Here is a 14,457-nt window from a genome sequence, read left to right as displayed (position 1 = left end):
CAATGCGTAGTAAAATACGCTATAGGCAACTAGCTGTAGTACTCCCGTATTACTCAATTTTACAGATTCATGGTTGCACACCTGATAATTGAATGTTATGGACAGCAAATCTATGGAGTGGGTATACACGTTGGAGCATCATCTAACCCCAAAACGGTTAATAGAAAATTTAGAAGAAAAGACTAACCAATCTGATGTAGAAAATAGATTAGAAACTGGTATTAGTATGTTTAGACCATACTTTGTCGAAAGACTTGGTTTTTCTCAAAAACAGGCCAAAACTGCACTGGTGCAATTGGTGATCGCTAGTGATAAGATATATGACTTTTTGATTGAATCGGCTAGATATCGTGGTGAAAACAAAACAACTCAAAATATTAGGCAACGATATCTAAAAATTCTAGGACAGCTTGAATCTCTTTTAGAAGACTGTGGTAAAATTGACTGTGATGTATTCTACCATATTCCTCTAACTTTGCATTCAATAGTCAATGTCCGGCTATTATTGAGACAACGGTTAGATATTTTACAACGTAAAATCATCATAACGGATATTGATGGGGAGTTAAGTTCACTGTTGGTTAGAGGTCTACAAATGTTAATTTCGAAAAAGGGGATTTCTCGGGCCGAGGTAAGCTATACAATCGCTGTTATGGATTCTCTAAAAGCTACTGACTCGCTAAACACGTCAGTATTGGAAGACCTGCTCTGTCAATTAGATTTCAATACACCTACATTCTTTAATTACTGGATAAACTACTGCAACAAATTACTTGAGGACGAACCCAATCTACACCGCCAAAAAGAAATACTGATCGGGATGGAGGATCGTATTAGCGATTTGGAAAAAGTAGTCGATGTCACTGATGAAAGAGATGATAATGCTATTTTATCAATTATTTCCTTGAAAGACGTAAATATACAGATGAGAAAAATTCTGCCTATGGTTATCTGTAAGCAGATATATGAACAAAAGAAGGCAAAAATTGACCGCGATAAATATCTAAATATAATTATAGATGAAGCTCATAACATCCTTTCCTACAATTCTGAACGTGAGAGCGAAAGCTGGAAAGATTATCGGTTAGAAACGTTCGAGGAGATTATAAAAGAAGGTCGCAAATTTGGAGTATTTCTCACCATAGCCAGCCAGCGACCATCTGATATTTCCGGTACAATTATTTCACAGCTACATAATTATATGCTTCACCGGCTTATAAACAATAAAGATATTGAAGCTGTAGAGAAGACAATTTCTTATTTAGATAAGGTTTCATTCGACTCTTTGCCTATTCTACCGCGGGGTAGTTGTATCTTGGCAGGTATTTCAGCTCAATTGCCTGTAATCATTGAAGTTAGTTCGATTCCGGACGAAAACAGGCCACATAATGAAACGATGGTGCTAACAAAACATTGGAGGGGAGAACCTAATTTGTCAGATGCTTAGAGAAAAGTGATAGTAAATATTTTGTGCACAGTTTCCACCGCACTATATTATAACAGACAACCCGAATTTGACCTGCTCGTAGATAGAATAAGCAAGTCTATCGAAAAGCTCAAAAAGTAATTCAATAACGAACCCCCACAGCCTTAACAAAACCTATCTTAGTTACAGTCCGTAACACCATAATCCAATCAACAAAAAAACCGTTACAAATACGTTACGGTAAAAGATTTTACAGTTTCAAAATTTATTTATATATTGCTTCTGTAAAGTAGAAATGGCGTTTTTGCCCCATTTCCAAGATATATGACCATCAGACTCATAATCTTTTGGTCCCTGGTTCGAGCCCAGGTGGGCGCACTGGAAAATCCTCCTAGCAATAGGAGGATTTTTTTTGTTTTAAACATGTTTATAAAGTTTTTAGGACAGAGACCCACAATTATGGGTTAGGTTGGAAATGTTATTTTTAATAATTCATTGTTAATCGTCATTTATTCAAATAAACTGTAGAAAATGGATAGCAAGAAAAAATATGAATTTACGTCAGAAAGACTGGGATTTCGAAACTGGGATTTATCCGATATCGATGAAATGCACGCGATAAATTCTGACGAAAAAGTTATGGAGTTTTTTCCTTGTATTCCGACAAAAGAACAGACCACAGAGTTTATTGAGCGAATGAGAAAGCAATTTCGGGATAAAGGATTTTGTTATTTTGCTGTTGAGAGGCTAGATAATGAAGCGTTTATTGGTTTTATCGGACTTTCTGAGCAAACGTATGAGGCTGATTTTACACCTTGTGTTGACATTGGGTGGAGAATAAAAAGCAGGGAATGGAACAACGGGTTTGCTTCAGAAGGAGCAGCAAGATGTTTGGACTATGCTTTGAATGAACTGAAGCTCGAAAATGTGTATGCCATTGCACCGAAAATTAATAGAAAGTCTGAACATATTATGACAAAGATTGGGCTAGTGAAGCAATATGAATTTGAACATCCTTTATTGATTAAAAATAACAGACTTAGGACATGTGTCCTGTATAAAACGAAAAATGATATAAAATAGTGATTGAGCTAAGTTAATTGTTTTACAATTAGTTCTCTACTGTAGTTTTTATTATAATATGAATATCGACCATATTTGAGATAAGGCTCGTTTCAATGGAAAAATAGTCATTAAAAAAATAATTTATCATAAGGATCTTCTATAAAGTCATTTAATTGTAGGTTTCTACCTCGGCCACATACATCTACTATAACAGCACCTTTTTTATCCAGTTTTACAAAAATATCGATAAGACCGCTCCGGGCTCCATTTTGGAAATGTGGAAAGAATATGAGATTTTTTCGAAAATAGTTTGCCTTAATCTCATCAAGAAATTGATAGTAATTATTCAAAAAGAAATAGTAAAATTCATCTTTGTTTCCGTAAAGAAGTTCCATCTTCCGCATGGGGAGTCCATTTTTTTGTATGACGTCTTGAAATATCAAAACAGAATCTCCTGTTGCGATAATTTTATTATCATAAGCCGTATTTAAGCATTTAATTAATTCTTTTAATTTTGGTTCATTAGCACGAACATTGGGATATCCTAAAAAAAGGGATGATTCATGAATATTACATTTATCTCTAGAGAAATTGATATAGAAGTTTTCCATTTTACTAATTTTAAGTAAAGCTTTTAGTGTTTGCTTATCATTGAATAGCTTGTATATCTTTGTATATTCTCTTTCTAGAAAAAAAATATCTCCCAAAAAATTGGGTAAATAGTTTTTTGATTTATTTAGATAATGTTTTTCTGTGTATTCCTTCTCAAATTGTTTAAAAATTGTAATAGATTTTATTTTATTATTATTAACTCTCATCCTAATAGAATCCAAGGCTTCATACGATTGAAATATTTCATGGAAGGTGTCATGTAACTGTTTGTTTTTATAGAAATCGGTTTCAGTTTGTCCAGATGAAACTGATGAGAATAAGACAAAAGCTATAAAAAAAGGAAAGTATCTAAGATGGTTCATAAAAGTAAGTGGTGTCCTCTCGATTATTAGGCTGGAAAATGGATTTTTGGTTAGCGTAACTGCAAGTTAATAAATTTTTAAAGTTAAACCTCGTGATGGACATATTTGATTTAAAGAAATCGTTATATATTCCTTTAGATCACGTAGTTGTTGAATCACATACAACTTTATGCTTTTCACCCCATTTACCCAGCTCTTTGATTATTGGTCCCAACTCAAGCCCGATTTCCGTAAGCTCATATTCTACCTTTGGCGGAACTTGCGCATAAACCGTTCGCTTAACAATTTTATTTTCCTCCAACTTTCGCAGCTGTAAGGTCAGCATTCTTTCGGTTATATTCGGCAAACGTTTCTTCAGCTCACCAAACCTATGCTTTCCAGCAATGAGGTAACAGCAAATGGCTATAGACCATTGACCACCGATAATATTAGAAGCATATACCTCATGACAGTCATTCTCCAGGGCTTCTTTATTCGAAAAGTGTGTAGATGTTTCTTTAATCTTTCCCATACTTACATTTTTGATAGTACCTTACAATTAGCATAAATATACTAAATCGTAAGTATAAGATGTAATTTTACCTAGAAGTTTTAAAATAGTATAAAATGAAAACATTGGTATTAATTTTTCATCCAAATATGGATCAATCTGTGATTAATAAAAGGTGGAAACAAGAATTGGAAAAATTTCCAGACAAGTATGTCGTTCGGGATCTGCATGCACTATACCCTGATGAGAAAATAGATGTACGAGCTGAACAACAAATCATGGAGGAATTCGATAAAATCGTATTTCAATTCCCTCTTTATTGGTTTAACTGCCCTCCGTTCTTAAAAAAGTATGTAGACGAAGTTTTAACCTATGGGTGGGCCTATGGAAGCAAAAGTGGATATAAGCTCTCCAATAAAACCATTGGGTTTGCGGTTTCTGTGGGGATTAGTGAAGCAGAATATGGCCCCAATGGACAGTACAAGTATACCATCGAAGAGCTTTTAAGACCTTTTGAAGTAACCATCCTTTACATAAAAGCCACGTATGGTTCTTTCTTTGCTTACTATGATATTGAAGTCAATTCAACGGAGGAATGGATTGAAAGAAGTATTCAACCTTTTACTCAATATATAGATGGTTTATAGGGGAACTCACCAGAACGAGTTCTCAAAATAACACTCGAGCAAGTGGTATGACCACCATTTGCCCGAGTATCTGAGGCTACTATTTTTTAGCCGAAGGCTCTTTGTGGTCGGTCGGTGTATGAATAATATCGAAGAACACCGTTTTATCGTTATTGTTTGGATAAATTCGATACGTAAACTCCTGTTTTGTTAAAACAGTAATATCCACCACACGCGTAAACAAGACCATACCAGCGTCATTTTTGGCAACAATAGTGCGCGTCTTACCATCAAGAGGTACCGACCAATCTCCTTGCATCTTAGGTGAATCGTCCAAGTTGAACATGGTGAATGTTCCGTTGGTTTTGAAGTACGCATAACCCACGAAATTGGATACATTCGCATCGCTCAATGCAACATTCTCGCCTTTGTTGTTTTTCGCATTGGAAGTAACCCAAGGCGTATGGGCTAGGATCTCACTTGGAGTCAATTTGTCTTCAACAACATGGTCGTCTTTATCACAGCTGAAAAGTGTGATACCAATCAAGGCGACCAAAAGGCCGAAAGTCATTTTTTTTAGGTGTTTCATCGTTGTATATTTTTATACAAATATCATGGAAGCAAGGGGAACGCTATTGTGGTTTTTATGCTGAAACTTGTAAATTTTATAACAGATCTATTGGTGGCTATCCTCTTGGTTGATTAATAATATATACTAGTGTCTATAAGTTTTTTATTCAATAGCCATAGTTGAAATTAAAAGTATCGTAAGCCTTAAAGTGAAAAATCGACTTTATAACATCCTTTTATGTAATTTTTATATGCGATAACAGCATTTAGAGCGTGTGTCCCCCTTTTGTCCCCCTATAAAGTTTGTTGGGGGACAGTGCTGTTCTTACTTTTACGACTAAATCATATTCGACGATAGCCCTTTTAGGGTTACTTAAATTCAACGTTTAGAAATCGTGTTGGTAGAATTTACTATGCAAAAGATATTACTTTTCTTTTTATTCGTTTTGAGCATTTGTTCTTCATCGGGACAAGAAATGCCGGGAGGTGTTTTAATGGAGAATTCAAGTGTACAGATTGGACAAGGAAATATACACCAACTATTTTCTGAAACTATTTACTTTGGACCAGAAGCCGACTGGATAATCGATGGCACTGTAGAGATCTGGTCGCAGAAAATATGGATAGCTCCAAATGCTGCAATAAAAGGGTCGGGTCGGTTGATCATCTATAACCCAGGTGACAGTCCGTATTTCCCGAATTCCAAAAAGAAGGCAACCATAGTCGACGGCAACAACAGTAATTTTATTCAAGTACTTGTAGAGCACCACAACAGCACGGGGATTGTATTGGAAGATATCAACGATCCTGGATATAGCATCCAGAATCCGGCAGGTTCCGATGCGGCACGGCTAAATATAGGATCAGAGCTACACCTGGCGAAGAATGGTGCAGATGTTCGGTTAAATGGTTACAACCTAGGGTTGGCGCGAAACGCCGTGATTAATAACTATAGCGGTCAACGGCGGTTGATTACGGATACAGATAGGGGGCATGTATTGAAGCTCCTTTCGCCCGGTGCAACGTTTACTTATCCTGTGGCGAGTGGGGATCTTCATTATGCGCCTGTTACAATCAGCGCTGTCACTACTGAAGGAACGGTGTATGTACGCGCGTCCGATAGATTCAGTAGCCCTGTACGTCCCAAAGATACCCGATTCGGCATAAACCTAGATTGGAATATCTATAGCCCGGAGCTGCTAAGTGCCGTGATAACGTTGGAGCAACCTGCTGACGTTAATAATGAAAAATATATAGATGAAAAGGCGTTCATTTATCAATTTAATGGGACTGAAAATCTAGATAAACTTTTGACAAAGAGAATTAGCCTTGGCCTGCACCAGATTGGGCCTCTTGCACTGGCCGCAAATAAAGAAGACAATAGTGCGTGGCTTACAAAAGCTAGTACCTCAACAAAAGACTTTTTTATTCCGAATACCTTTTCTCCGAATGGAGATGGCATTAACGATCAATTTGTCTTAATAGGAATCGAAGCTTTTGACCATGTGGAAGTTCAGATATTTAACCGATGGGGGAATCAGCTTTATCATCATACGCGATACGATAACAGTTGGGCTGGAATCGGACAGCTTGCCGGCACTTATTTTTATGTTATTACCGCGCATGAAGGAGGTAGCAAGACGGTATTCAAAGGATGGGTATTATTAACAAAATAGAATTTTGAACAAGTAAGTATGAAACATAAATACAGTATTTTCATTGGTTTCTTATTGGCACAGGGAAGTGTGATGGCACAGTCAAAGGTTTCAGATGATAGTGGAACAAATGCATTGCCAAGTAAGAACGCTATTTTGGAGCTAAACAGTACGAAGCGAGGCTTGCTACATGCACGTGTAGAGCTGAAGGCTACCGCGAATCCATACCCGTTGACAGCGCACGAGGCCGGGATTATGGTGTTTAATACAAAAGCTGTTGGTGATGTCCAAGTTGGGATTTATTATAACGATGGTCAGAAATGGGTAGCCAATTCTTCGGCCTATGATCTTTGGTTACAGACAGGAAACAAAGGCACTGTTTCTGATTTTATTGCATCCTTAAAAGGAAGTGTAGGTCCTGCTGGAACACCTGGTATTGCTGGGGCGAAAGGAGAGAAGGGAGATCCGGGGTTACAAGGAATTACTGGCGCTAAAGGAGAAAAGGGAGATGCCGGATTACAAGGTGCAGTTGGTCCACAAGGAGTTGCTGGCGCTAAAGGAGAAAAGGGAGATACAGGGTTACAAGGTGCAGTTGGTCCGCAAGGAATTACTGGCGCTAAAGGAGAGAAGGGAGATACGGGATTACAAGGTGCAGTTGGTCCACAAGGAATTACTGGCGCTAAAGGAGAAAAGGGAGATACCGGATTACAAGGTGCAGTTGGTCCGCAAGGAATTACTGGCGCTAAAGGAGAGAAGGGAGATACGGGATTACAAGGTGCAGTTGGTCCGCAAGGAATTACTGGCGCTAAAGGAGAGAAGGGAGATACGGGATTACAAGGTGCAGTTGGTCCGCAAGGAATTACTGGCGCTAAAGGAGAGAAAGGGGATACGGGATTGCAAGGTGTCGTTGGTCCGCAGGGACCTGCCGGGCCTGCTGGATCGGATGCGAGTATTAATGGTGTGACTGCGGGAGGCGACTTAACAGGTGCCTATCCCGATCCGAAAGTTGTTAAATTACAAGGTGTCCCAATGAGTAGTGCTACTCCTGCAACGAATAATATCCTTCGTTTTGATGGAACGCAATGGGTACCTAGTCCTGCGTCATCAGGCGGATTCACGTTACCGTATACGGCAGACGAAAATAGTGGAGATAAATTGTTTTCCCTTCGCAATGCTGGCGATGGAACAGCCGTTTCTGGCACGATAACAAGCACAAGCTCTAGTGTATCCGCTGTTCAAGGACGTATTGAAAGTACTTCGGCAGGCGGATTTTCTACGGGTGTACGCGGAATGAATGACGGCACGGGTGGCCTAGGTATCGGTGTTTGGGGAAGCCATGCTGGTTCTGGTTGGGGCCTATATGGGGTTACGCCCAATGGATTGGGGGTTTATGGTAATGCTACTGCGAATGGAACTGGTGTCTATGCAAATAGTACCTCAGGGGTAGGCTTAACGGCAACGAGCAATAATGGCCGGGCGGCTAATATAAGTATTTTTAATAATTCGAATAACAGTAATGTATTGGATGCGAGTACTGTTGGGAACGGAACGGTAATTAATGTTCAAACAACGGGTACTGGTGGTGGGGTTTTAGCGAATACAAATGGTGGAATTTCAATCAAAGGAATTACAACAGCACAGACTTCGGCAGGAATTCTTGGGCAAAACAGTGGAGGAGGAGAAGCCGTAGTGGGATTAACAACCAGCGATATTGCGGGTGCCGTGGTGGGGCGAAATGATGGTGGTGGTTATGGCGTTCGCGGATTTATTTCAACCAATTCTTCAGGAAAAGCGATAGGCGTGTTCGGACAAGTGGGACTCAACAATAGTACCGGTCGCGCTGGACGCTTTGAAAACTATAACACTCAAAATATAGATGCCAATACCCTAGAAGTGGTAACAAATGGAAATGGTAATATTCCGGATAACAGCAAGGGAAATGCAGCTTCCTTCATCGTCGATAATACGAATAGTGTAGCTGCTGCCGTTCGGGCTGAGGTGAACACCATTTTTGGCAATTTCGGTGCTGCCGCAGTGTTTGGAAAGTCTTCGGGAACGGGTGGCTATGCCGGATTGTTTCATGCGGCAAATGTAAACGGTAATGGGACCGCCTTAGTGGTGAAGGCTGATGGTAATGGTAACGCCATAACGACCAATGCTGCGAAAAATGGAAATGCTATTGAAGCTAGCACACAAGGAACTGGAACAGCGGTTTACGGTTGGGTTCCTTCTTTTGGCCTTGGAAAGGCGGCAAAATTTGCCAATTTTAATGAATCCAATACGCAAGCTACGGTTGATATTGAATCCGAGGGAAAAGGCGCAACCTTATTGGTGAACCATACAGGTTCGGAAGGTAATTTAGTTGTATTTCAAAGTGGTGGTGCCAATGTCGCACGGATTAATAAAAGTGGGAGGGCATTCTTTAATGGCGGAACCCAAAACAGTGGTGCCGATATTGCAGAAGCTTTTGACGTGATAGGTGGTTTGTCCACCTACGAGGCGGGCGATGTATTGGTGATCTCCAAGGATGAAGATCGAACCGTAGAAAAATCTGCCTCTCCGTATTCTACGCTGGTGGTGGGGGTCTATGCTACTAAACCTGGGGTTTTGTTGACGGAGGAGAGTATGGACACGGATATATCAGATAAAGTACCGATGGGTGTGGTTGGGGTGATTCCAACGAAGGTGTGTCTGGAAGGAGGAGCAATTGAGCGGGGTGACCTTTTGGTGACTTCTTCTATTCCAGGGGTTGCGATGAAAGCGGATGTGGATAAGGTAAAAGTCGGTCAGGTGATTGGGAAGGCTTTGCAACCCTATAAGGGTTCCAAAGTGGAGAAGATAAAAGTATTGGTAAACGTTAAATAGACGAGTGATGAAGAATATTAAAATAGGTTTGGCGATATTGTTTTTCGTCGCGATAGCAGGAAGTGTACAGGCGCAGTCACAATCGGAGCAGGCAAGGTGGGAACAGATTGTGACTTCGGGAGGAAAGAATAAGCTTCCTTTTAAGCAGGAGAGTGCTGCTCCTAAACAAGCATTTTCAACCCCACAAGGGACAATCAAAAATACAGGTACAGGAAAAGTAAATCCTGCCGAAAGCAAAGGCTCAGCAAGTGATTTGGTCTCTAGCCGTGCGGTCTTAGAAAACGCTGCGAAAAAGGCACCTTCGCCCGCAGTGGCACCTAAAATTAGTGACCAAGGCGTAGAACCTAAAAAGTAGCATATTTTCGAAGCTTTTTAGCATTGTGTAAGGTCCTCATCATTTTTGGTGAGGATTTTTTATGAGCGGAGGTCCGGGCCGTAAAAGAAAATAAACCCGTATGAAATAAACTTTGAATTACGCTAAACAAGATTATATTTTTATTGTTTAATAATATATGCGGTTTTCCGTTCATACTAAACTAATTGTCTACTTTTTAATTACTTAATTTATGCGATTTAAGACACTTTTTTTTGGATTATTATTAGTCGGTGGACTCCAAACGAATGCGCAGGATAAAGCGGCAGAAAAGGAACCTGCGGAAACGAAGAAATGGACGATTAAGGGGGAAAATACTTTCTTAATTAATCAAAGTGCCTTTTCTAACTGGTCTGCCGGAGGTATTAACTCATTTGCAGGTAATTTAGGCGTAAACTATGATTTCAACTACAAAAAGGACCGCTGGAGTTGGGATAATAAAGTGATATTGGCGTATGGAAGAACATTTCAAGACGCAACCAAATGGCGTAAGAATGACGACCGATTGATACTAAATAGTTTGTTGGGACTTAAGGCGAGCGAATACTGGTTGTATACGTTCTATATGAACTTTAACACACAATTCACGAACGGATATGATTATAAATCGGATAATACCTTAGGCAATGATGGAAAGGCGATTTCGCGCTTTTTCGCACCAGCTTACCTAACCTTTGGTCCAGGGGTAGCTTATAAGAAATCAGATGATTTTCGCGTAAATATTTCGCCCGTCGCCGCCCGGTTTGTTATGGTGGAGGATAAGATGCTTCGAAGTCGATATGGCGTAGATGAAGATAAATTTGCACGTGCCGAGTTTGGTGCCTCTTTGGATGCCTATTACAAAGTGAAGCTCATGGAAAATGTATCTTTTGAAAACATATTGAAGCTATACTCTAATTATTTGGATAACCCCAAAAATGTAGATGTCGATTATACTGCTAATCTATTTATGAAAGTGAATAGCTATGTGTCGGTCAATGCGGGTGTACAGCTTATTTATGATGATGATGTTGATGTGCCAAAATCGGATGGCCACATTGGAAAAGGTTTGCAGGTAAGACAGATCTTTGGTGCCGGACTGACATATAAGTTCTAACATATGAAGTGATTTGAAAATGAACGGAACGGTTTGGTGTTACATTCGGACGCTTCAAAGTTGTTTTTTGAAGCTTCACACATAAAGTGTTGTATCATTCGAAATAAGTTCCTTTTCTTTACCGTAGTGTTTCTGGGGGTCACTTTTATATTTTAGATCATATGGAATTAGAGTCTAGTTTTGAAGACACGACTTTCAGCAGAAATTTATTGCTGGAACGTTATTATTTTCTTTTACTGAAAATCAGAAAGAACTGGGATGAATCCGAATACCAAGAGTGGTGCTGGATTGAGCGAACATTGTTTAAAAGCTTGTATATTGATGAAGTATAAAAGAATGCATACATAGTAAAAGTATGCATTCTTTTATTTGTAGAGAAAATGACTAAACAATTGTCTTTTCTACGATGTCAAATGCAATTTCAGCCATTTTATTTCCTTGCTTATCCAACAGTGGGTTTACCTCCACGATTTCTAAGCATAAAACTTTCTCATTGATCAGGAACCCATCTAGTAACTGAATAATTTCTGTTGGCTCAAAACCTTTTGGCACCGGTGTCCCCGTGCCTTCAGAGACTAAATCGCTGTCCATACTATCTACGTCAAAAGATACATAGATGAAATCGCAATCTTTCAACCGGGAAAAACTTTCGTCGATGCATGCTTGGATGCCACGTTGGCGGACTTCATCGACCTTAAAATTTTTTATGCCTAAATCAGCAATCAGGTTATCTTCTGGTATTTCGGTATCGCGGACACCAAAGTATATCAGGTGACCGGGATCAAGCTTTGATTCGCTCTTGCCTAAGGCTTTTAATTTTTCCCAATATTTTTGTGTCTCTGGGTCAACATCATTTATGCGATCCTGGAGGTTGTCTAAACCCAAAACAGCGGCCAAAGGCATACCATGCATGTTTCCAGAAGGAGTCGTATAGGGCGAATGTATATCCGCATGCGCATCGATCCAGATAATACCGATTACTTTTTCAGGAAAAGCAGCCGAGATACCGGAAACCGTTCCGATACCGGAGGAGTGATCTCCAGAGAAAACCACGGGGAAACTACCTTTGGAGAGGCTGGTCTCTACAGCAAAGGACAGGTGCTTACACTGTTGATAGATCTCTTTGATATGTTTTGCATAGGGAGAGGGATTATTCTCATATACTGTTTCATTCCGTGTCGGGACATCAACATGCGGGAACTGTTTAAAAAATAAACTCCCTTTATTAATGGCCGCTATCTCCATGGCATCGATTCCAAGGTCTGCTCCTCGTGTCCCTGCGCCAATATCTGATCTGTTTTTAATGAGTTCGATAGACCTTTTCATAAGATTTTAGAATGTACGTAGTGATTTTTCAATAATCGCCAAGCTTTGCGCAATCTCTTCTTTGGTGATAACCAAAGGTGGCGCCAAGCGAATCTTGTTCCCGTGGGTAGGCTTCGCCAAAAGACCATTTTTCATAAATGTCACACAGATATTCCAAGCCAGATCATCATCTTCTTCGGCGTCAATAACAATGGCTGTTAAAAGACCTTTACCACGCACCGAGCGAATCAGTTTACAGCGTGTCGCAATATCTTCGAGTCCTGCACGGAAAAGATCGCCCATCTCTTTAGCATTGTCCGCTAGTTTTTCATCGATCAATGTTTTCATCGCTTCCAAAGCAACGGCGCAACCCAAAGGATTTCCACCATAGGTAGATCCATGTTCTCCCGGACGAATAGTAAGCATTACATCATCGTTGGCTAGAACAACTGAAACAGGCATAACGCCACCAGAGACAGCTTTCCCTAGGATTAATACGTCTGGTTTACTCTTGGAGGCCGTGTCGTTGATTTCGTAAGAAGCTAACATACTCCCGGTACGACCAATACCCGTCTGGATTTCGTCGGCAATGAATAGGACATTGTATTTGGTGCACAATGCGCGTACTTTACTTAAGTATTCTTGGCTTGGTACAATGATACCTGCCTCACCTTGGATAGGTTCAACAATAAAGCCGGCAATACTACTGTCTGCTGCAAACAATGTTTCCAGTGCTTCAAGGTCGTTGTATGGTACCAGGATAATCCCTTCCAAGAAGGGCCCAAAATTCGTGGTAGCTGTGCTGTCGTTTGAGGCGGAGATAACGGATAGCGTACGACCGTGGAAATTATCTTTGGCAAAAACAATTTTGGCTGTATTGGAGGGAATCCCTTTTACCTCATAACCCCACTTACGACAAAGCTTCATGGCGGTTTCTACGGCTTCCACACCAGAATTCATTACCAGCGCCTTATCAAAACCGAATAGGTCACATAAGAATGATTCAAGCTCGCCTAGTTTATTATTGTAAAATGCACGAGAAGTCAATGTTAGTTTTTCGGCCTGCTTTTTTAACGCATCGATGATACGAGGATGGCAGTGGCCCTGGTTAACGGCCGAATAGGCCGATAGAAAATCAAAATATTTTTTGCCTTCCACATCCCATAAATAAACACCCGCGCCACGTTCTAAAACAACGGGAAGGGGATGGTAGTTATGTGCTCCATATTGCGCTTCGCGCGCTATGTATTCTTCGGTGCTGTATGACTTATCTTTTGTGTTCATGTTTTTTAGATCTATGTTTTGTTATACAAAAATAGGTTATTTTATTCTTGGGTCTCTATTTGTGATGAAAATTAACTTTTTTTTAGTTGTTTTGGGTTTAATTTGACTTTTTTACAAATATTAGATGGATACATTAAATAGATTGGACGATTTTGATGTCAGGATTTTGAAAATCCTTGAACGGGATGGACGAATAGCATTTTCTGCGATCGCAACGGAGTTGGAGGTTTCGAATACCATGGTACACCAGCGTGTTACGCGTTTGTTGGACCAAGGGCTACTGCTGGGGGTGCGACCTGTTCTCAATGAGAAGGCTTTAGGCTATGACTGGGGGGCATTTACGGGTATTACTTTAGAAAAGGATGGGGATTCGCAACGGGTCATCGAAGAGCTGAAAAAGATTCCTGAAGTAACAGAATGCTATTTTATTACCGGTAACTATACCTTATATATAAAGCTGGTTGCTAAAAATCATGAACATATGCGCCAGGTCTTGTATGAGAAAATAGATACGATTCCTGGGATTGCGAAAACAGATTCTATTATTGAACTGGGATGCGCTTTCAAAAGAAATATCATTTTGTAGCCGTGTAACATGTAAATTTAAAACCTTCTTAGCAATTTCTTAATGCTATTTTCCTTTTTTTGTAGGATACTATATATACAGGCTATGGATGAGTTGACCTTTGTGTGTACCGCTGCTGCACTTAATCTTGTTCCTTCTTTTG

Annotated in this window: 14 protein-coding genes; 9 read left to right on the top strand and 5 right to left on the bottom strand. The window is 39.9% G+C overall.

Features of this window, described 5'->3' with window-relative positions; genetic code table 11:
- Positions 1–97 precede the first annotated feature (97 nt).
- Positions 98–1,447 (top strand): ATP-binding protein, encoded by a 1,350-nt coding sequence (locus tag E2P86_RS11555; RefSeq protein WP_134433155.1) that lies wholly within the window; start codon positions 98–100, stop codon positions 1,445–1,447.
- A gap of 510 nt (positions 1,448–1,957) precedes the next feature.
- Complete coding sequence (locus E2P86_RS11550; RefSeq protein WP_134433153.1) at positions 1,958–2,509, top strand: GNAT family N-acetyltransferase; 552 nt, start codon at positions 1,958–1,960, stop codon at positions 2,507–2,509.
- A gap of 110 nt (positions 2,510–2,619) precedes the next feature.
- On the opposite strand, the gene E2P86_RS11545 is transcribed toward E2P86_RS11550, so the two are convergent.
- Both E2P86_RS11545 and E2P86_RS11540 read right to left on the bottom strand, forming a co-directional pair.
- Positions 2,620–3,465 carry a hypothetical protein gene (locus tag E2P86_RS11545; RefSeq protein WP_134433151.1) on the bottom strand — a complete coding sequence of 282 codons (846 nt, stop codon included), beginning with the start codon at positions 3,463–3,465 and terminating at the stop codon, positions 2,620–2,622.
- Positions 3,466–3,604: 139 nt separating this feature from the next.
- A complete protein-coding gene (locus E2P86_RS11540) occupies positions 3,605–3,976 on the bottom strand; it encodes a winged helix-turn-helix transcriptional regulator (RefSeq protein ID WP_085471460.1) in 372 nt (123 codons plus the stop codon).
- A gap of 95 nt (positions 3,977–4,071) precedes the next feature.
- Here E2P86_RS11540 and E2P86_RS11535 point away from each other — a divergent pair, with 95 nt between their 5' ends.
- Positions 4,072–4,602, top strand: a complete 531-nt coding sequence (locus tag E2P86_RS11535; protein WP_134433149.1) for an NAD(P)H-dependent oxidoreductase — start codon at positions 4,072–4,074, stop codon at positions 4,600–4,602.
- Positions 4,603–4,681: 79 nt separating this feature from the next.
- On the opposite strand, the gene E2P86_RS11530 is transcribed toward E2P86_RS11535, so the two are convergent.
- Positions 4,682–5,170, bottom strand: a complete 489-nt coding sequence (locus tag E2P86_RS11530) for a DUF4822 domain-containing protein (protein WP_134433147.1) — start codon at positions 5,168–5,170, stop codon at positions 4,682–4,684.
- A gap of 394 nt (positions 5,171–5,564) precedes the next feature.
- Between E2P86_RS11530 and E2P86_RS11525 the strand changes: the two genes are divergently transcribed.
- From E2P86_RS11525 to E2P86_RS18215, 5 genes are all read left to right on the top strand, one after another.
- Positions 5,565–6,827 (top strand): gliding motility-associated C-terminal domain-containing protein, encoded by a 1,263-nt coding sequence (locus tag E2P86_RS11525; protein WP_134433145.1) that lies wholly within the window; start codon positions 5,565–5,567, stop codon positions 6,825–6,827.
- A gap of 18 nt (positions 6,828–6,845) precedes the next feature.
- Positions 6,846–9,671, top strand: a complete 2,826-nt coding sequence (locus tag E2P86_RS11520; RefSeq protein WP_134433143.1) for a collagen-like domain-containing protein — start codon at positions 6,846–6,848, stop codon at positions 9,669–9,671.
- A 7-nt stretch (positions 9,672–9,678) separates the two neighbouring features.
- Positions 9,679–10,026 (top strand): hypothetical protein, encoded by a 348-nt coding sequence (locus E2P86_RS11515; RefSeq protein ID WP_134433141.1) that lies wholly within the window; start codon positions 9,679–9,681, stop codon positions 10,024–10,026.
- Positions 10,027–10,237: 211 nt separating this feature from the next.
- Complete coding sequence (locus tag E2P86_RS11510; protein WP_085471465.1) at positions 10,238–11,140, top strand: DUF3078 domain-containing protein; 903 nt, start codon at positions 10,238–10,240, stop codon at positions 11,138–11,140.
- 161 nt (positions 11,141–11,301) lie between these two features.
- Entirely contained in the window at positions 11,302–11,472 is a 171-nt protein-coding gene (locus E2P86_RS18215) for a hypothetical protein (RefSeq protein WP_159451794.1), read from the top strand.
- Between the two features lie 52 nt (positions 11,473–11,524).
- Here the strand turns inward: E2P86_RS18215 and E2P86_RS11505 are convergent, their stop codons facing one another.
- Both E2P86_RS11505 and rocD read right to left on the bottom strand, forming a co-directional pair.
- Complete coding sequence (locus tag E2P86_RS11505; protein ID WP_134433139.1) at positions 11,525–12,466, bottom strand: arginase; 942 nt, start codon at positions 12,464–12,466, stop codon at positions 11,525–11,527.
- 6 nt (positions 12,467–12,472) lie between these two features.
- Positions 12,473–13,729, bottom strand: coding sequence for an ornithine--oxo-acid transaminase (rocD, locus tag E2P86_RS11500; RefSeq protein WP_134433137.1), 1,257 nt, complete (start codon positions 13,727–13,729; stop codon positions 12,473–12,475).
- 124 nt (positions 13,730–13,853) lie between these two features.
- Here rocD and E2P86_RS11495 point away from each other — a divergent pair, with 124 nt between their 5' ends.
- Positions 13,854–14,315, top strand: a complete 462-nt coding sequence (locus E2P86_RS11495) for an Lrp/AsnC family transcriptional regulator (RefSeq protein ID WP_085471468.1) — start codon at positions 13,854–13,856, stop codon at positions 14,313–14,315.
- The last annotated feature ends 142 nt before the right edge of the window (positions 14,316–14,457 follow it).

Origin of the sequence: Sphingobacterium psychroaquaticum, from assembly GCF_004421025.1 — a bacterium.
In the GTDB taxonomy this organism is placed as follows: Bacteria; Bacteroidota; Bacteroidia; order Sphingobacteriales; family Sphingobacteriaceae; genus Sphingobacterium; species Sphingobacterium psychroaquaticum.
Note: the sequence above shows the minus strand (reverse complement) of the source record. Positions and strands in the feature narration are given on the sequence as shown.